15 protein-coding genes, 1 pseudogene and 2 riboswitches are annotated in these 17,239 nt (G+C 65.6%); of the genes and pseudogenes, 11 read left to right on the top strand and 5 right to left on the bottom strand.

Features of this window, described 5'->3' with window-relative positions; translation table 11 throughout:
* The first annotated feature begins 6 nt into the window (after nt 1-6).
* From AB4Y36_RS12900 to AB4Y36_RS12870, 7 genes are all read left to right on the top strand, one after another.
* Nucleotides 7-987 carry a quinone oxidoreductase gene (locus tag AB4Y36_RS12900; RefSeq protein WP_069263134.1) on the top strand — a complete coding sequence of 327 codons (981 nt, stop codon included), beginning with the start codon at nt 7-9 and terminating at the stop codon, nt 985-987.
* A 10-nt stretch (nt 988-997) separates the two neighbouring features.
* Nucleotides 998-1,846 carry a TauD/TfdA dioxygenase family protein gene (locus tag AB4Y36_RS12895; RefSeq protein WP_368683145.1) on the top strand — a complete coding sequence of 283 codons (849 nt, stop codon included), beginning with the start codon at nt 998-1,000 and terminating at the stop codon, nt 1,844-1,846.
* 22 nt (nt 1,847-1,868) lie between these two features.
* On the top strand, nt 1,869-2,429 hold the full coding sequence (locus tag AB4Y36_RS12890) for an RBBP9/YdeN family alpha/beta hydrolase (RefSeq protein ID WP_368683144.1): 561 nt from the start codon (nt 1,869-1,871) through the stop codon (nt 2,427-2,429).
* Nucleotides 2,416-3,126, top strand: a complete 711-nt coding sequence (locus AB4Y36_RS12885) for a DsbA family oxidoreductase (RefSeq protein WP_368683143.1) — start codon at nt 2,416-2,418, stop codon at nt 3,124-3,126. The genes AB4Y36_RS12890 and AB4Y36_RS12885 overlap by 14 nt, the downstream gene beginning before the upstream one ends.
* Nucleotides 3,127-3,157: 31 nt before the next feature.
* The gene (locus tag AB4Y36_RS12880; protein WP_368683142.1) at nt 3,158-3,490 is read left to right on the top strand and encodes a Rieske (2Fe-2S) protein; all 333 of its coding nucleotides are present in this window, start codon (nt 3,158-3,160) and stop codon (nt 3,488-3,490) included.
* A 188-nt stretch (nt 3,491-3,678) separates the two neighbouring features.
* Nucleotides 3,679-4,830: a porin gene (locus tag AB4Y36_RS12875; protein WP_368683141.1), complete on the top strand. Its 1,152-nt coding sequence runs from the start codon at nt 3,679-3,681 to the stop codon at nt 4,828-4,830.
* Between the two features lie 33 nt (nt 4,831-4,863).
* A complete protein-coding gene (locus AB4Y36_RS12870; RefSeq protein WP_069263139.1) occupies nt 4,864-5,244 on the top strand; it encodes a BON domain-containing protein in 381 nt (126 codons plus the stop codon).
* A 234-nt stretch (nt 5,245-5,478) separates the two neighbouring features.
* Here AB4Y36_RS12870 and AB4Y36_RS12865 read toward each other — a convergent pair whose 3' ends face one another.
* Nucleotides 5,479-6,288 (bottom strand): DUF2182 domain-containing protein, encoded by an 810-nt coding sequence (locus tag AB4Y36_RS12865; protein ID WP_368683140.1) that lies wholly within the window; start codon nt 6,286-6,288, stop codon nt 5,479-5,481.
* An 8-nt stretch (nt 6,289-6,296) separates the two neighbouring features.
* The gene (locus AB4Y36_RS12860) at nt 6,297-7,061 is read right to left on the bottom strand and encodes a DUF899 domain-containing protein (RefSeq protein WP_368683139.1); all 765 of its coding nucleotides are present in this window, start codon (nt 7,059-7,061) and stop codon (nt 6,297-6,299) included.
* A 149-nt stretch (nt 7,062-7,210) separates the two neighbouring features.
* On the opposite strand from AB4Y36_RS12860, the gene AB4Y36_RS12855 reads away from it, so the two are divergent.
* Entirely contained in the window at nt 7,211-8,431 is a 1,221-nt protein-coding gene (locus AB4Y36_RS12855; RefSeq protein WP_368602709.1) for a helix-turn-helix domain-containing protein, read from the top strand.
* A 35-nt stretch (nt 8,432-8,466) separates the two neighbouring features.
* Nucleotides 8,467-9,108 (top strand): glutamine cyclotransferase, encoded by a 642-nt coding sequence (locus tag AB4Y36_RS12850; protein WP_368618285.1) that lies wholly within the window; start codon nt 8,467-8,469, stop codon nt 9,106-9,108.
* A 57-nt stretch (nt 9,109-9,165) separates the two neighbouring features.
* Here AB4Y36_RS12850 and AB4Y36_RS12845 read toward each other — a convergent pair whose 3' ends face one another.
* Entirely contained in the window at nt 9,166-11,106 is a 1,941-nt protein-coding gene (locus AB4Y36_RS12845) for a TonB-dependent receptor (RefSeq protein WP_368683138.1), read from the bottom strand.
* A 102-nt stretch (nt 11,107-11,208) separates the two neighbouring features.
* Nucleotides 11,209-11,391: riboswitch (cobalamin riboswitch) on the bottom strand.
* Between the two features lie 90 nt (nt 11,392-11,481).
* Nucleotides 11,482-11,616, top strand: a riboswitch (cobalamin riboswitch).
* A gap of 56 nt (nt 11,617-11,672) precedes the next feature.
* On the opposite strand from AB4Y36_RS12845, the gene AB4Y36_RS12840 reads away from it, so the two are divergent.
* The gene (locus tag AB4Y36_RS12840) at nt 11,673-12,767 is read left to right on the top strand and encodes a porin (RefSeq protein WP_368683137.1); all 1,095 of its coding nucleotides are present in this window, start codon (nt 11,673-11,675) and stop codon (nt 12,765-12,767) included.
* Between the two features lie 57 nt (nt 12,768-12,824).
* Here AB4Y36_RS12840 and AB4Y36_RS12835 read toward each other — a convergent pair whose 3' ends face one another.
* Both AB4Y36_RS12835 and AB4Y36_RS12830 read right to left on the bottom strand, forming a co-directional pair.
* Nucleotides 12,825-14,786: a phosphatase PAP2 family protein gene (locus AB4Y36_RS12835; RefSeq protein WP_368683136.1), complete on the bottom strand. Its 1,962-nt coding sequence runs from the start codon at nt 14,784-14,786 to the stop codon at nt 12,825-12,827.
* A gap of 157 nt (nt 14,787-14,943) precedes the next feature.
* The gene (locus tag AB4Y36_RS12830) at nt 14,944-16,527 is read right to left on the bottom strand and encodes an MFS transporter (protein ID WP_069263146.1); all 1,584 of its coding nucleotides are present in this window, start codon (nt 16,525-16,527) and stop codon (nt 14,944-14,946) included.
* Nucleotides 16,528-16,844: 317 nt separating this feature from the next.
* Between AB4Y36_RS12830 and AB4Y36_RS12825 the strand changes: the two are divergent.
* Nucleotides 16,845-17,201: pseudogene (locus tag AB4Y36_RS12825) on the top strand (DUF305 domain-containing protein); the annotation flags it as partial.
* Nucleotides 17,202-17,239: the final 38 nt, after the last annotated feature.

Here is a 17,239-nt window from a genome sequence, read left to right as displayed (position 1 = left end):
TTGAACATGGCGAAAGCAGTGCGTTTCCACGAAACCGGCGGTCCCGAAGTCTTGCGCTACGAGAGCGTCGAAGTGGGCGATCCCGGCCCCGGACAGGTCCGCCTGCGCCATGAGGCAGTCGGCCTGAATTTCGCGGATACCTACTTCCGCTCCGGCCTGTACCCCGTTCCGCTGCCTGCCGGCATGGGCGTGGAAGCCGCGGGGGTGGTCGAGGCCGTGGGCCCCGAAGTGAGCAACGTGGCGGTGGGCGAGCGCGTGACCTACACCGGCTTCATCAACACGCTCGGCGCGTACAGCACCGAACGCCTGATTCCGGCGGCCCCGCTCATCAAGCTGCCCGACGCGATCGCATGCGAAACGGCGGCCGGCATGACCATGCGAGGCCTCACCTCGTCGTACCTCATGCGCCGCATTCACGACTTCAAGGCCGGCGACACGATCCTGCTGCATGCCGCGGCGGGCGGTGTCGGTCTGATCGTCTCGCAGTGGGCGAAGCTGCTGGGCCTCACGGTGATCGGCACGGTGTCGAACGAGGCGAAGGGCGAAGTGGCGCGCGCGCATGGCTGCGACCACATCGTGTACTACGGCCGCGAAGATGTCGCGAAGCGCGTGCGCGAACTGACGAACGGCGCGGGCGTGAACGTGGTGTTCGACAGCGTGGGCAAGGATACCTTCGAGGCGTCGCTCGACTCGCTCAAGCGCCGCGGCCTGATGGTTTGCGTCGGCACGGCTTCCGGTCCGATTCCGCCGTTCAATCCGCAGATCCTCGCGATGAAGGGCTCGCTCTATCTCACGCGCCCGGCGCTGGCGGACTATATTGCGGACCCCGCGGAGAAGAACGAGCTGGCCGGCGAGCTGTTCGGGCACGTCGCTGCGGGCCGCATCAAGATCGAACTGAACCAGCGTTACGCGCTGGAAGACGCGGTGCAGGCGCATCGCGACCTCGAAGCACGCAAGACGACGGGGTCGTCGGTCTTCGTCATCTGAGGAGCGCAGCATGCAAGTCGAACAATTGACCTATGCCATCGGCGCGGAACTGACCGGCGTGAATCTCGCCGATGCCGTTCACGACGACGCGCTCTTTGCCGGGATTCGCGCGGCGCTGCTCAAGCACCGCGTGCTCTTCCTGCGCGACCAGAACATCACGCGCACCGAACACGTGGCGTTTGCGCGCCGCTTCGGCGAGCTGGAGGATCATCCGGTGGCGGGCAGCGACCCTGAGCATCCCGGCCTCGTGCGCATCTACAAGAATCCGGAGCAGCCGAACGATCGCTACGAAAACGCGTGGCACGCGGACGCCACGTGGCGCGAGGCGCCGCAGTTCGGCGCGGTGCTGCGCTGCGTGGAGTGCCCGCCCGTGGGCGGCGACACGATGTGGGCGAATATGGCACTCGCCTACGATAAGCTGCCGGAACACGTGAAGGCGCAGATCGCCGGGCTGTATGCCCGCCATAGTATCGAGGCGAGCTTCGGCGCGGCCATGCCGATCGAGAAGCGCCATGCCTTGAAGGCGCAGTTTCCCGATGCGGAGCACCCGGTGGTGCGCACGCATCCGGAGACCGGCGAGAAAGTGCTGTTCGTGAGCGCATTCACGACGCACTTCACGAACTATCACACGCCCGAGCGCGTGCGCTTCGGGCAGGACGCCAACCCGGGCGCGGGCGACCTGCTGCGCTATCTCTTGAGCCAGGCCTATATTCCGGAGTACCAGGTACGCTGGCGCTGGAAGCCGAACAGCATCGCGATCTGGGACAACCGCAGCACCCAGCACTATGCGGTGATGGATTACCCGCCGTGCCACCGCAAGATGGAACGCGCCGGCATTATTGGCGATAAGCCGTACTGAAGCGCGCAGGAGACCTTGACGAATGACGCTGAAGACCACACCGACCATGCTGATGGTCCCGGGGTTGCGCGACCACGTGGCGGAGCACTGGCAAACGCTGCTGCAGCACAAGCTGCCCAACGCGGTCTCGGTGCCGCCGCTCGAGCACGACAAGCTCAGTTGCGCGGCGCGCGTGGCGGCGCTCGACGCGGCGCTCGCGAAGATCGACGGTCCCGTCATTCTCGTGGCGCACAGTGCGGGCGTGATGATCACGGTGCATTGGGCGCAGCAGCACAGCCGCAAGATTCACGGCGCGCTGCTGGCCGCGCCGGCCGACCTCGAAACGCCGCTGCCGCCGGGTTACCCGCCATTCGAAGCACTGGCCGAGCACGGCTGGAACCCGATTCCGCGCAAGCCGTTGCCGTTTCCGAGCATCGTGGGCGCGAGCCGCAACGATCCGCTCGCGCGCTTCGAGCGCGTGGAGGCCATGGCGAAGGACTGGGGCAGCAGCCTCGTCGACCTGGGCGAAGTCGGTCATCTGAATCCCGCAGCGGGTTTCGGCGAATGGCCCATGGCGGAGATGTTGATTCATGAACTTGTCTGATCAAAAGTGGGCGGCGCAGGCGAGTCGCGACGCGGGCGAGCCGCCCGTGCTGACGATCGAAGCCTTCTTCGACTTCATCTGCCCGTGGTGCCTGATCGGCAAGCGCAATCTGGACGAAGCGCTCGCGCGTTTCGCAAATTCGCGGCCCGACGTGCGTGTGCGTGTGCAGTGGCGCCCACACCAATTGCTGCCGTGGACGCCGCTCGAAGGCATGCCGTATCAGATGTTCTATCGCGACCGCCTGGGCAGCGACGAAGCGGTGGCCGCGAGGCGCGCGCAGGTGCAGCGCGCGGGGCGCGACGCGGGTGTCGAGTTCGCATTCGATCGCATCGAAGTGCTGCCGAACACCGCGGCCGCGCACGACCTCGTCACGTTTGCCGCGAGCCGCGGCACGCGCGAACAGAGCGCGGTGCTTATCGACCGCGTGCTCGAGGCGTACTTCATGGAAGGCCAGAACATCGGCGATTACGCGGTGCTCGAGCGTCTGGGGCTCGAATGCGGCCTCGAGCGTGAGCGCCTGGCGGCTCACATTGCCGCATCGAAGCGCCTCGCGGACCCGACCGGACAGCGCGCGCCGTACGCCGATCCACAGGTGAACGGCGTGCCGTATTTCGTGTTCAACACGGGGTACTCGCTCTCGGGCGTGTACTCGCCGGTCGCGATGGCCGGCACGATGGCGCTGGCGGTCGCGCACTGAGGCGAGTTGAAGAAAGTCGAGGGGAACGGGGATGACACGTGAAGTATCGATCGGTAGGGCCGACGAACTTGCGCCGGGCGAGCGCAAGCTGGTTTTCGTCGACGGCCGCAGCATCGTTTTGTTCAACATCGAAGGACAGCTGCACGCGATCGACAATTCGTGCCCCCACAACGGCGCCTCGCTCGCGAGCGGCCCACTCGAAGGATGCATGGTGCGCTGCCCCGCGCATGGACTGCGCTTCGACGTGCGCAGCGGCTGTATGCCGGGCGCGGGCGGGCTGAAGGTCACGACATTTCCTGTGCGGACTGCGCAAGGAAAGCTGCTGGTGAGTGTCATGGAAACGCCGGCTCCGAGCCAGGCATAGCCACGGCATCGCACTCAAGAACCGCAGACGTACCGAAGTCACTTAGGATAGCAAACCATGCAAGGTCTGATGATGGAGCAGCCGCCTCATGCAGATCGTGGATCGCCGCAAGGACGTCATGTAATCCCCACCAGGCAACAACAAAAGGCGCCGGGACCACCCGGCAGCCACACACACGGAGAGAGGCAATGAAATTGAAGTTCGGCAGCGTGGCAGCGCTGGTCCTGTTCGCCAGCGCGGCGCATGCGCAATCGTCGGTCACGCTTTATGGCGTGGTCGACACCGGTGTGCTGTACCAGAGCACTTCGGCCGCAAACTTTTCGGGGACTGCGAAGAATCTGGGGAGCGTCTGGCAACTCAAGGACGGCGGCATCTTTTCGAGTATCTGGGGTTTGAAGGGGACCGAGGACATCGGCGGCGGCTACAAGATCAACTTCAAGCTGCAAGGGTCGTTCACGTCGAACAACGGCAAGCCGGGCCTGTCCGACACGCCGGGCGTGACGGCGCTGTTCAACCAGATCACGACCATCGGCGGATCGGGTTGGTTCGGTTCGATCGACGCAGGCCGGCAGATCATCCCGATGATCTACGCGATGGCGGACACGGACGTACGCGGCGCGCAGTACTTCGGCAGTATTCTCACCGCGTGGCTGGGCCTCAATCAGGCCGCCGGCTGGCCGGGCACGAGCACGAATGCGCCGATCGGCGCGCTCTATGACAGCAACGCGATCGTCTATAACTCGCCAAAGTTCTATGGCGCATCGCTCGCGCTGGAATACGCGCCGGGTGGTGTGCCGGGGCAGTTCCAGGGCGGCACGCGCGAGTCGGCCGTGCTCAAGTACTCGAACTACGGCCTGAACCTGGCTGGCGTTTACTACAGCGGGCACGACACCAACCCGTACGCGGGCACCTATCCGACGACGCCGGCCGCGCCGGCGACGGGCCGCAACAACAACAATTTCTATTATGTCGGCGCGATGTACACGATCAGCGGATTCTCGATATCCGGCTCGTTCAGCTCGTCCAACGCGTCCAGCCTGTTCACCAAAGCAACCTATAACTTCGAAATGATCTCGGCTGGCCTGGGTTACCAGTTCAGCCCGGTCTTCAAGGTCACTTCGGGCTACTACTATTTGAAGGACCGCAACAACTCGGCGAATCATTCGAGCGAAGTCGCCGTGGGCGCCGAATACAACCTCTCGAAGGCGACCAGGGCCTACGCCCAGGTCGGCTACGTCAGCAACAAGGGGACCATGAACCAGACGATCATCTACGGAGCGCCGGTCGCGCCGGGCCAGTCGACGACGGCGGCGATGGTGGGTATTCGTCACGCGTTCTGATCCTCATAAACCCAAGAAAGAACGGAGCAATTCATGAAGAGAACTACGGTAGCCGGATTGGCGATCGCGACGCTCGTCGCGGCGGCTTCCATGAGTGCGTGGGCGCAGGGTGACGCGAGCGCGGCTGCGGGGGCGCAGGCGGCGTCGACAACGGCTGCTCCTGGCGCGGCAGTTCCCACGGACAGGCAGGCGAATCGTGCCATGCGCCGCAAGGTGTATGCGGCCATCGGGAAGGACAAGTCGATCAACGCGGGCAACATCAGCGTCGGGGCCAGGGGTGGCGCGATTACGCTGAACGGGACCGTTTCGGACACCGCGCAGATCGCCAGGGTCGAGGAGATCGCGAAGGGCGTTCCCGGCGTGGCGTCGGTGACCAACAAGCTGACGGTCAAGAAGTCTTTCGGCGGCATGTAAGCCGCCACAAGAGGCGCGGAGCGCGGCGAGGCCGGGAGTCCCCCTGGTCGCGCCGCGCTTCGCCCAGCAGCACAGAGGTGGAATTCGGCCGGCCTCTTGCTGCTACTCCGGACTGCCAACAACAATCCGGAGCGTCGATCAGACTCGTGTGCAGGCGCGAGTCTGGAGGCGTGAGTTCGACGTTAGAGTCGGAGCGTTTTATCGCCGTTTCGCGGATGCGGAACGGCGATTTTTTTATGCGGCCACCGCCCGCACCACCATCGCGACGCCCGCCGCGATCGCAGCCGCGCCAATCCCGCGCGCGACTCTTGTGCCGCCCGGCATCCACCGCTCCGCTGCGATCGCCGCCGCGACCAGCGCCATCGCAGGCCGATCCATCACGCCTGCCGCAAGCAGCGCCGCCATCAAATTTCCGCAGCAGTACAGGCAATGCCGGCCGAGCCTCAAACCGTGCCGCAGCGCGGCCTGCACGTCGAGCCGCGCATGCCCGCACGACGGCAAGTTCCCGCAGCACGCAAGCCAACGCGCTTTCCACGCAGAGAACTGCAACACGCCCGCCATCACGACGACAACACCGGCCACGGCTGGCGCGGTGTGCGCCAATGCAGGCGCTTCGACGGCTAGCGCGGTGAGTTGCGCCCCCGCCGCGAACACGAGCACTCCAACCACGAGCCACACAAAGAAGTAACCCGCCCCAGCCATCACCGTCATCCCACCCGCACGCGCCGCGCGTGCGTCGCCCAGCGCCTCGAAATATCGCCACAAAGCGGGCGTGACCGCAGGCAACATCATCGCGACCATCATCACATTCCACATGCCGGCAAACGATACGGCGGCGTCGAACCAGGTGCGTCCACACATGGGCGTCCAGAGCGTGGACATCGTCCAGCCGCCGGGCATCGGCGTGCCGCCCATCGCCTGCATCGAAGCGCACCAGACGAACGTTGCCGCCGCGCTCGCCGCGAAGACCAACGACGCAACGCCGAAGAAAATCGCGCGCGGTATACCGCCGCAGGGCCGTACCGTCATGCCGACGTTATCCATGATGCGCCTCAGCTCTGTGCGTACTCGTCATGCCGGTGCCACCAGATGCCGGCCTCGTTACGTCCCTTCGGCGCGCGGTCGAGCCACTGGTACATGCCCCACACGCCATCGAGACCGCGGGCATAGGTCGAGTACGTGTGATAGACCACGCCGTCCTCGAGCACGAATGCGCTCAGGCCCGGACGGTCGCGCGTATAGGTCGCCGCGTCGGTGCCGCAACTCGCCGCGAACTCGGCGACGGGCGCGGGCGGCGGATTCATGTCCATGGCGTGGCCGCTGCGCGCATAGTTGTATTCGATGTCGCCCGCGCGCTGCTGCGCCGTGGTGAACGCCACGTTGAAATCGAAGTTGAAGTCGTTGCCGTTCGACGAGGCCCACGGAAAATGCCATCCCATGCGCTTGCGGTAGGCGAGCAGCTTCGCGAGCGGCGCGCGCGACACCGCCACGAGCCGCACGTCGTGATTCGCGAGATGTACCGCGATCCCGTCGAAACCATCCGCAATCGAGGAACACGACGGACAGCCCGCCGCATAGTCCGGCCCGAACATGAAGTGATAAACGAGCAGTTGCGAGCGCCCCTCGAAGAGTTCGGCGAGCGTGGCGCCGCCCTCTTCGGTTTCGAAGCGATACATCTTGTCGACGCGCACCCAGGGCAGCGCCTGGCGTTGCTGCGCCAATGCGTCACCGCGCCGTGTGTGCTCCTTTTCGGCCGCGAGCAGTTCGATGCGCGCCGCGAGCCAGTCTTCGCGTGTTCCTGTGGTATGGGTTGCCATTGCCTGGTCCTCCTATGGGTTGACTACGGTGGCGGCGTGCTGTGGGTACTGCCGCGTCGTTCGATCGATGATTCATTTGATCGCCGTGTTAGATTAGGTCCGGACCGAGAAGGAGGGGGAGTGACAAGTGTGGCGGGATTCCCATGACCATGGATTCGCTGATCACGGCTGCCGCGCGCGCGCTCGCGGCCGGTGATCCGCTCGGCGCGCTGAACCGGGTCGCGTTGCGCGACGACGCCCCCGCGCTCGCGCTGCGCGGCATCGCCATGGCGCAGCTCGGCGACTTCGCGCGCGCCAAAGCGCTGCTGCGCAGCGCGGCGCGCGGCTTCGGCGCGCGCGAGGCCGTCGCTCGCGCGCGCTGCGTCGTCGCCGAGGCCGAAATCGCGCTCGCTTCGCGCGAGCTCGGCTGGCCGACCGATACGCTCGCTGCGGCGCGGCAAACGCTCGAAGCCCATGGCGACCGCCTCAATGCCGCGCACGCGCGCTACCTGGAAATTCGCCGTTTGCTGCTGATCGGCCGGCTCGACGAGGCTGGGGGCATGCTTTCCGAAGTCGATCCCGCGCCGTTGCCGCCCGCTTTGCGCGCGGCGCATGAGCTGATCGCCGCCGGCATTGCCATGCGGCGCATTCAAACGCAAGCGGCGCGGCAAGCGCTCCGCGCGGCCGCGCGCGCCGCGCGTGAGGCGGGCATCGCGGCGCTGAGCGCCGAGATCGAGAGCGCAGCGCTGCTGTTGACCTCACCGGCGGCGCGCCTCATCGCGCGCGGTGAAGAGCGGGTGTTGCTGCTGGAAGACGTCGAGGCGCTGCTCGCCTCGAAGGCCCTCGTCGTGGACGCGTGCCGCTACGTCGCGCGCGAGGGGCCAACCGTCATCGAACTCGCAAGACGGCCAGTGCTGTTCGTGCTCGCCCGCGCGCTTGCGCAGGCGTGGCCCGCCGACGTGCCGCGCGATGCGCTCATCGCCCGCGCCTTTCGCACGAAGCACGCCGACGAAACGCACCGCGCCCGCTTGCGCGTGGAAATCGGCCGCTTGCGCACGCTGATGCGCGACGTGGCCGAGATCGGCGCGACCCAGCAGGGCTTCGCGCTGGCGCCGCGCCACGCGAGCGAAGTGGTGGTGCTGGCGCGGCCCGTGGAAGAAAAGCACGCCGCCGTGCTGGCTTTTCTCGCCGATGGGCAATCGTGGTCGAGTTCGGCGCTGGCGCTCGCGCTCGGCGCGAGCCAGCGCACCGTGCAGCGCGCGCTCGATTCGCTCGCGGCGGCGGACAAGGTGCAGTCGTTCGGCTACGGCCGCGCGCGCCGCTGGACCACGCCGCCCGTCCCCGGATTCGCGACGACCTTGTTACTCCCCGCCCCGCTGCCAGGCGATTAGGATGAACGCCTGTCCCTTCATTCAACGAGGAAACCATGAAACGAACGACTGCCGAAATCGTCCGTGAGTACGGCCCTTTTCCCGGCATCGAGAAGGTGGGCGGGGTCACGTACGACGGCAAACAGGTGTGGTTCGCCGTCGGCGAGCGCATCGCGTCGCTCGATCCGCAGAGCGGCGAGACGCAGCGCTCGATCGACATCGCGGCGCACGCGGGCACGGCTTTCGACGGGCGGCATCTGTTTCAGATCGCCGAGGATCGCATTCACAAGATCGACCCTGAAACGGGCCGCGTGCTCGCGACGATTCCCGCGCCCGGAGGCGGCGGCGACTCGGGGCTCGCGTGGGCGGACGGCACGCTCTGGGTCGGGGTGTATCGAGAGCGCAAGATCCATCAGGTCGATCCGCAGACGGGCGCGATCCTGCGCACGCTCGAATCGAGCCGCTTCGTCACGGGCGTGACGTGGGTGGACGGTGAACTGTGGCACGGCACCTGGGAAGGCGACGAGAGCGATTTGCGGCGTATCGATCCGGGCACGGGCGAAGTGCTGGAACAGCTCGACATGCCGCCCGGCACCGCCGTTTCGGGGCTGGAGTCCGATGGCGGCGAGCAGTTTTTCTGCGGCGGCGGGAACAGTGGGAAGATTCGCGCGGTGCGGCGTCCGAAGCGCGAGGGCTAGGCGAGCGGGTGCGCAAGAAACTTATGAGCACCCGCTCGAGCGCAACGCTCAGAACGCTCAGAACGTATAGGTCACCTTGCCAAACGCCGTGCGCCCCAGCGTGTTGTACCCGTAGGCGGTCACGTACTGCCGGTTGAACACGTTCGCCAGCGTGGCCGATAGCGCGAGATGCGCATTGACCTTGTACGACGCGCGCAGGCTCACCGTAGTCCATGAAGGCAGGTAGATCGTGTTGAGCTGGTCGTCGAACGTCGAGCCGTTATACAGCAGCGAAACGCCGGTACTGAGCGCGTGGAGCTGGAACTCGTCCCATGTGTGATCCACGCTCAGGCTCACCGTCTGGCGCGGGCGGCGATTGAGCCAGGTCTGGTCGGTCACGTCCTGCGGATTCAGAATCCCCACCGTAAGGCTCACCGGCGTGTACTGGCCGAGCGTGCCCTTGTACGAGAGGTCGAGACCCTGAATGTGCGCGCGGCCCACGTTCACGGGCAGGAAGGTCTGCGAGTTGTACGTGATGAGATCGTGCACGCGCGTGTCGTACACGGCCGCCGTGAACGTGCCGATCGACGTGGTGGCATCGAGCGCGGCTTCGACCGAGTCGCTGCGCTCGGGCAGCAGGTTGGGATTCGAGTAGCCCGGATAGTAGAGGTCGTTGAACGTCGGCAGGCGGAACGCATTGCCGTACGAAACGCGCGCCGTGTAGACCGGCGTGATGGCCCACGAGAGCGCGACGTTGCCCGTATTCACCGATTGCCCCTGCACGATTTCGTGCCGCCCCGCCAGAAACAGCGTGACGGGTCCGAGCGTGGACGACTGATGCATCGACACGGCCGAATCGTTGCGCGCGGGCAGCCCGCCCGGCACGTCCACGGGCAGGAACGCCAGCTCGCGGGTGTAGTCGTAGGCGAGCTTGGTCTCGCCGTCGAGCGGCATGCCGAAGAGCGTATGGCCTCTTTCCTGATGCGTGATCGAGGTGGAGGTGGAAAAGCGCGTCGAGTCGATCTCGTCGGAGGGGATCGTCGGGTCGTTCGAATAGAGGAACTGACGGTCCGTCGCGTAGCCCACCGACTGGTCGAACTGCGTGGTCGGCGTGATGTCGAGGTGGAACGCGAGACCGGTCGTGAGCTGCGTGTCGCGCTGCCGGTCGTTGCCTCCCGCGTTGTCGTAGGAGAGCTCGGAGCGGTGGTAGAGCGCGAAGGTCGAGATCGACCAGTTGTCGTGCGCGTAGCCAAGGCGCGCGTCGAGGTTCTGCGCGTGGTATGGATTGCGGCCGTCTTCGTGGCCGTAGGCCCCGGGCTGCGTCGCGTCGATGCCCGCCGTGTTGTAGTCGTGCAGGCCCAGCGAGTAGGTGAGGCCGCTCAGTGCGGAAAGCGGCCCTGTCGATGGGATTGTGCCCGAGGTGCGCACCTGCGTGTCGAAGGTCTTGTTCGAGCCGCCGCCGAACGAGACGGTGGTCTGGTTCGGCTGGTTCGACGCATGGCGCGTGAAGAGCTGCACGACGCCGCCCATGGCATCCGCGCCGAACGAGGCGGCCGCGGGGCCCGAGATCACCTCGACCCGGTCGAACGAGGCAGTCGCAAGATCGGCCCATTCGGCCGTGCCCGTGGTGACGGAGCCTATGCGTATGCCGTCGATGAACACGGCCACCTGGTCGGCCGACGAGCCGCGAATGCTCACCCCCGTGTACGACCCCGGGCCGCCGGTCTGCGAGACGGTGACACCCGGCAGCGTGGCGAGCGCCTGCGCGATGCTGGGGTCGACGGGGGACACGCGCTCGAGGTCCTGGCGCGTAAGCACCTGGGTGGTTGCATAGCGCTGGTCGAACGATTGTGGCAGATGCTGCGCGTCGCCCACGACGAGGATATTGGGCAGCGTGGTGTCGCCGCCGGCTTGCTGCGGCGCCTGGGCGGACGATGCATTGGCGGCGTCGGCGGCATGCGCGGTTTGCCACGCCCAGGCGAGCGCGGCGGAAGTCAATACGAATTGGCGAAACTTCATGATGCGGTGGCTGGAAACAGCTCCTGAAATACGGGCTGTCCGTGCAACGGGCGATCGCCACGCGGGCGGTGCTTGCGCATTGGGGATCCCCGCCCGCTGCGGCTGCTGGACTCGGTTGATGGCAGGTCTCCTGGCTCGCGGGTCGACATCCGCAGCCGGCCTTCCCGGTTTCCCAGTGGCCTTCTCTGGCATGGACTCGCCGCTTACAGTTGCGGGGGCAGCCGCAGTCTTGCACTGCGTTCCCTTTTGATCCCGTCGCCGGGAACCATCAGGGCGCAAGGGTAAGGGCCGCGCATTCGGTGCGTCAACCTTTGACGAGCGTCGTGTGGCAAAAACACCCGGTTTGGCTGCTCCCGCAACTTACGCTATCCTTGCGGCTGTTTTTCGCGCGTAGGCGCTGCACAAGCGAAACGCAGCAGGGAAGCCGGTGAGAATCCGGCGCGGTCGCGCCACTGTGACCGGCTGTCAATCGAGCCAGAAGTCAGACCTCGCTACGTCCTCGCCGCATCGAGCGGGGGCGGACGGCGCTCGTCCACGCAATCCCACCTACACAAACAAGACGACTCATGAACAAGAACATTCTCGCCGTCCTGGGTGGGACGGCATTGGCATTCACCGGCGCTGGCGCCTCGGCGCAGCAGGTCACGTTGTACGGTGAGATGGACGCGAGCGTCGACTATGTCAGCGACGTTGGCGGCCGCACCCAATATCGTGCAGGCTCGGGTCTTGTCGACGGCAGCTTCTGGGGCCTGCAGGGCACTGAGGACCTCGGCGGCGGCAACGCCGCGATCTTTCGCCTCGAGCGCGGCTTCTCGGCCACCTCTGGCGAAGCCTTCAACGACCATCCGATCTACGTTGGTCTGCAATCCGAACGACTCGGCACGATCACGCTAGGCCGCCAGTACGACACGATGCACGACTACTTCGCCCCGTTCACGCTAACGGGCGGCGCGGGCGGCACGGCATTCGCGCATCCGTTCGACAACGACAACGCCAACAATTCGTGGCTCGCCTCGAACGCCGTGAAGTACGCGAGCGCAACGTACGGTGGTTTCAGCGCCGGCGCGATGTACGCGTTTTCGAACGAGGCGGGGCGCTTCGCGCAAAATCGCGCTTACGGCTTCGGCGTCCATTACGAAGGCGGCCCGTTCAGCGCAGGCGTGGCGTGGATGCACATCAACGGACGCGGCGCCTCTTCGGTGGGTGCGTACGATACATCGGTGCTGCCGGGTGCGGGCCTCGTGCCGACCGAGGTCGCGGTGCAGCGCGAAGACACCATCGGCGCGGGCATGAGCTACGCGCTGGGAGACGTCACGCTTGGCGCGGCCTGGTCGCGTTCCATTCATACCGGTGTCAGCGAGGCCGACGGCGGCGCGCCCTTGCCTTCGATCGCATTCAGCAATTACGAAGTGAATGCGCTATGGCAGGTGACGCCAGCGTTCTCGCTCGCGGGCATGTATGCCTATACGGGCGCGACCTCCGCGCATTGGCATCAAGGCGCGCTGCAGGCCGGCTATCAACTGTCCAAACGCACGGACGTTTATACCGAGGCGATCTATCAGCGCGCGTCGTCCGGTGCGCTTGCGATGATCAACACCTGCGACCCGTCGGGCGGCCGCAACCAGGTGCTCGTGGCCGCGGGCATCCGGCATCGCTTCTGATGCGTAAAAAAGGCCCCGAACCGTTGCGATTCGGGGCCTTTATACTGCGTGGCTACGTCACGAAGCCGAGAGCTTCACCGAAACGCCGGTCGAAGAATAAACCGGCGTGGCCTTGAAGCCATCGACCGTGACGGTCGCGAATTTCACCGATGCGCCGTTGCCGTCGATCACGTCGATCGTGTCGCCCGCTTTCGGCGTATAGCCGTTCACGAACTTCACATGCAGCGTGCCGCCCGCCACCGTGAGCTGGCCGCCCACACGCAGGCGTCCGCCGCCGTTGCCGTCGATGTCGAGTTCGAGCGTCGTGCCGTCGAGCTGCGTGTACTTGCCCGCCACCGTCAACGGTGCGCTCGTCGCCACGGTCACGCCGCCGCCGGACCCGACGTACACGTCGCCGTTGCCGAAGGCCGTGGTCGACGCTGCAGCGAGCATGCCGCCGCTCACTTGTGAGCCGCCCGTGTAGCTGTTATTGCCCGCAAGCGTGAGCGTGCCGCTGCCCTGCAGCGTGAGCTTGCCCGTGCCGGCGATGTCGTTGCGCCAGGTGTCGGCGGCGTTGAAGCCGCCCTGGGTTGCGTCCATCGCCACGATCACGTTGCCGTTGAACGCACCGTAACCATCTGCAGCACTAAACATGTTCAGACGGCCCCAGCCCTCGGCGTCGTCCATGACCGGATAGCCCGAGACGACTTCGGTCGTCTTCAGCACGATGCGGCGCTGGTCGGCGCTCAGGTACGGGAAGCGCGTTTCGAGCAGTACCTCGGCGCCCTTGGGCACGACGGGCGGCGCTTCGGTGGATTCGATCTGGCTGAAACCGAACGTCATGCGGCGCGCGAACTCCGACTTGTTGGTCGCATAGTCGGCAAAGCGGTCGGTCGCGGTCGTGGACGAATGCGCGAAGGCGGGGAAGGTCGTGGCGCTCGTGCCGGTGGCCTGTTCGAGCGCGCTGTGCGCCTGCGCATAGGCCGCGCTCTTGAGCGTGGCGTTCGCGGGATCGTAGAGATTCGCGGCAGTGGCGGCCAGCGCGAACATGCGGCCGCCGATCACGTCGAGCGGCGAATGCATGCCCGCGAGAATGCGGTTTTCGCCGAGCTCGAGGCCGCGGCTCGCCATTTCCTGGTAACGCTCGGGCACGAGGTATGCCATGGTCATCGCGTCGCGCATGGCTTCGGCTTCGTGGCCGCTGATGAAGCCGCCGTCTGTGGACGGCGTCGTGCTGATGGCCGGCACGAGCGTGGGGTCGACCACGACGCTCGTGCTCCAGCGGAACGGCCGCGCGTATTTGTAGAAGCGCTTGGCGGGCTCGGTGGAAGCATTGTTGCCCATCGTGTTGAGCAGGTCGACCACCTTGCCGAAGGTTGCGTTGCTCGTGCTGCCCACGCCCGTGTTGTTGCCCGAGTCGCTGTAGAGCGTGGTGGTCGCGTCCGCGGGAATCGACGTGATGCTCGTCGTCTGCTGCGCAGCCGAGCGCCAGGCGGCGGTGAGCGGCCCCATGCCGTCGGTCACGCTGTAGCCCTTGCCGCGGCGATCGTCGTAGTAGGCCGCGTCGGCCTGCGCCTGGCTGCGCTGGGTCGTCGCAGTCACGACGTACTGGATGTTCGCGTTCAGCACGGTGCTGTTGAGGATCGTGCCGTTGGGCGTGCCGTCGGTGGGGACGCCCGTCCACGTCGACTGCACGACCGCGGGGAATGTGCCGTTGGCGGGCGCGGAGACGCCCGCGTCCACCAGCTGCGTGAGCGGCTGCCAGAGATCGAGAAAGCGCGTCACCACGCGCACGCCCGCATTCGTCGCGAGCGTGGCGTAACGCGCGTCGCCGCGCTGGTTGGTCGCGATGTTGTCGACAAAAGCCGGTACGTCGGGAATCGGTGCGTTGTCCACGAAGCCGGGGTCGGCTGGCGGCGCGGGAATCGCGGCGGTGGTGGCGGGATCGCTATTGCCGCCTCCACAGGCGGTCAGCGCGGCAACGCTGGTAAGCACTGCCAGGTAGACCGGCAGTGCAATTCGGTGGCGTGATGCGGGCATGCTGAGGGCTCCGTCGTCGTGATTGATGCTGTGTGGTTATTTCTACTGACGGCGGCGAATTATGCTTACCCTCGATTACTCCCTAATTACCAATTTATTACGCAGATGTTAAACGGGAATGGAAATGAAGTGCGTAGAAGTATTTCGCGGCGTCCATTTACGGCTGCGCCTCGAGATAACCGACCCGCACGGGCGGCACGAACCACGCGAGACACAGGCCGGCCAGTGCGGCTACGGCAGCGACGATGAGGCCCATGTGGATCGAATCCACGAGCGCGCTGCGCGCGGAATTCATCATCGCGTCGCCGGCATGCCCGGCGCTCACGAGGCGGCTGATCAGCGCGGCCTGGTCGGCGCGGTCTACGAGCAATTCGGGACTCGCAAACGACCTGAACCATTGCGTCGCCTGATACGAGTCGAGTGAGCGATTCACGCCCATGGTGTAGACGTGGCCGAGCAACGCGCCCGTCATCGCCGTGCCCAGCATGCCGCCGAATGTGCGCAGCGATTGCAGCATCGCCGTGGCGGCGCCGAGATGGTCGCGCGAGACGATCTGCTGCGAGCAGACCGTGAGGCTCGTGCCCACGAGGCCCAGCCCCAGGCCGCTCGCGCCCATGCACGCCATCCACACGAGATGCGGCTCGTTGCCTCGCAGCACCACCACCGCGAGGCTCGCGAATGCCGCCAACGCGAAGCCGACGTAAAGGATCGCATTGGCGCGCCGGATGCGCGTGACCACGCGATTGTTCACGAAACTGCCGACCGTTGTGCCGAGCAGCAGCGGCGTGATCAGCATGCCCGAGGCGCGCGGCGACATCGCATAGCCGCCCTGGAACAGCAGCGGCACGTAGAAAACGAGCGAGAACAATGCAAATCCGCCGAGCACCGACATTGCAAAGAGCGGGCCGAGTTTGCGGTCGAGCAGCATGTCAACGGGGATGATCGGATAGCCCATGCGCTTTTCCCAGAAGAAAAGCGTCAGCGAACAGACCACCACGATCGCGGCCAGCACGATCGTCGAAGTCGTCCAGCCTTGCCTCGGCAGAAGCTCGATGCCGAGCTGCAGCGCGCCGAACGTGACGGCGACGACGCAAGCGCCGAGCCAGTCGAGACGCAGCCGCGCGCCTTCGCGGGCATGGTGCAGATGCGGCAGGAAAGCATTCACGAAGAAGAGCGCCGCCACGCCCACCGGCACGTTGACGAAGAACACGAGGCGCCAGCTGCCGTGCTGGGTCAGCATGCCGCCGAGCGTGGGTCCCACCACGTTCGCCAGGCCAAACGCCGAGGAGACGAATACCAGCCAGCGCAGGCGTAGCCGCGGATCGGGGAACAGGTCGGCGACGGTCGCGAATACCGTCCCCATCATGATGCCGCCGCCGATGCCTTGCAGGCCGCGCGCGAGCACGAGAAACAGCATGTTGGTCGCGATCCCGCAGAGCACCGAGGCGAGGGTAAAGAGAAGGATGGCTGCCAGCATGAAGGGCTTGCGGCCGAACAGATCGCCCAGACGCCCGAAGATCGGAATCGTGATGACCGACGCCAGCATGTAGGCCGTCGCGACCCATGCATAGAGTTCGAAGCCCTTGAGCTCCGCGACGATGCGCGGCAATGCGGTGCCGACGATAGTCTGGTCGAGCGCGATCAGCATCGAAACCGAAGCGACGCCGAGCATCGCCAATACCGACTCGCGAAACGGCAACAGTTGCCGTCCTTGATCGTGAAGCCCAATGCTCGTGGCCATGTAACGCTCCTTACTGCTGCGACGCGGCTAATCTGCTATGCGGCGCCCGGCAAATAATGAATGGGTCGGGCCCGCGCGTGCGACCTTCATGCGTTGTGCAATGATGGTACGCCCGCATACGCGAATGTCACGGGACGAACACGTCATCGACGAAGTTATTCCACACGACCCGCGCGAGACAGGGGAGATGCGAAGCGTTTGCCAACGTTTCGCGGCTCGTCGCTCTGCAAATCGATTTCGCCCGGCATGGAGTAAATCGGCGAGTCCGTTGTTTGCCTTCATGTCGAATGAGATTCGACCAAAACGGAGGGGACGTCATGAACGCTGCAATTCGACTCGTTTTGCGGGCAACGGCAAGCGTTGCGGCCACGCTTTCCCTGGCCGGTCTATGCGCCGCGTCGGCGAGTGACGCGGGATCGTCTCGCAGCGATGACGAAGCCTCGTTTCTCTCAGAGAACGATGCGGCCATGACGAAGATGATGGCCGGGATGGCGGCCAGGCCGACAGGCGATACCGATCGAGATTTCGTCGCAACAATGATTCCCCATCACCAGGGTGCCATCGACATGGCCATGGCGGAATTGCGGCACGGACACAACGAACAGCTACGCAGGATCGCCCAGGAGATCGTGGTCGAGCAACAGCAGGAGATCGTTGCCATGCGTCTCGCGGTGCATGACCCGAACACGCCGGCGGCGCCGATGTCCCACTG

Source organism: Paraburkholderia sp. BR10936 (genome assembly GCF_040965735.1).
Lineage (GTDB): Bacteria > Pseudomonadota > Gammaproteobacteria > Burkholderiales > Burkholderiaceae > Paraburkholderia > Paraburkholderia nodosa_A.
The sequence above is the reverse complement of the archived record's forward strand: the minus strand, read 5'-3'. Positions and strand labels throughout refer to the sequence as shown.

Excerpts from the sequence above, each read along its gene's own strand:
- AB4Y36_RS12900 (WP_069263134.1), top strand. The coding sequence starts at position 7 with ATGGCGAAAGCAGTGCGTTTCCACGAAACCGGCGGTCCCGAAGTCTTG.
- AB4Y36_RS12895 (WP_368683145.1), top strand. The coding sequence starts at position 998 with ATGCAAGTCGAACAATTGACCTATGCCATCGGCGCGGAACTGACCGGC.
- AB4Y36_RS12890 (WP_368683144.1), top strand. The coding sequence starts at position 1,869 with ATGACGCTGAAGACCACACCGACCATGCTGATGGTCCCGGGGTTGCGC.
- AB4Y36_RS12885 (WP_368683143.1), top strand. The coding sequence starts at position 2,416 with ATGAACTTGTCTGATCAAAAGTGGGCGGCGCAGGCGAGTCGCGACGCG.
- AB4Y36_RS12880 (WP_368683142.1), top strand. The coding sequence starts at position 3,158 with ATGACACGTGAAGTATCGATCGGTAGGGCCGACGAACTTGCGCCGGGC.
- AB4Y36_RS12875 (WP_368683141.1), top strand. The coding sequence starts at position 3,679 with ATGAAATTGAAGTTCGGCAGCGTGGCAGCGCTGGTCCTGTTCGCCAGC.
- AB4Y36_RS12870 (WP_069263139.1), top strand. The coding sequence starts at position 4,864 with ATGAAGAGAACTACGGTAGCCGGATTGGCGATCGCGACGCTCGTCGCG.
- AB4Y36_RS12865 (WP_368683140.1), bottom strand. The coding sequence starts at position 6,288 with ATGGATAACGTCGGCATGACGGTACGGCCCTGCGGCGGTATACCGCGC.
- AB4Y36_RS12860 (WP_368683139.1), bottom strand. The coding sequence starts at position 7,061 with ATGGCAACCCATACCACAGGAACACGCGAAGACTGGCTCGCGGCGCGC.
- AB4Y36_RS12855 (WP_368602709.1), top strand. The coding sequence starts at position 7,211 with ATGGATTCGCTGATCACGGCTGCCGCGCGCGCGCTCGCGGCCGGTGAT.
- AB4Y36_RS12850 (WP_368618285.1), top strand. The coding sequence starts at position 8,467 with ATGAAACGAACGACTGCCGAAATCGTCCGTGAGTACGGCCCTTTTCCC.
- AB4Y36_RS12845 (WP_368683138.1), bottom strand. The coding sequence starts at position 11,106 with ATGAAGTTTCGCCAATTCGTATTGACTTCCGCCGCGCTCGCCTGGGCG.
- AB4Y36_RS12840 (WP_368683137.1), top strand. The coding sequence starts at position 11,673 with ATGAACAAGAACATTCTCGCCGTCCTGGGTGGGACGGCATTGGCATTC.
- AB4Y36_RS12835 (WP_368683136.1), bottom strand. The coding sequence starts at position 14,786 with ATGCCCGCATCACGCCACCGAATTGCACTGCCGGTCTACCTGGCAGTG.
- AB4Y36_RS12830 (WP_069263146.1), bottom strand. The coding sequence starts at position 16,527 with ATGGCCACGAGCATTGGGCTTCACGATCAAGGACGGCAACTGTTGCCG.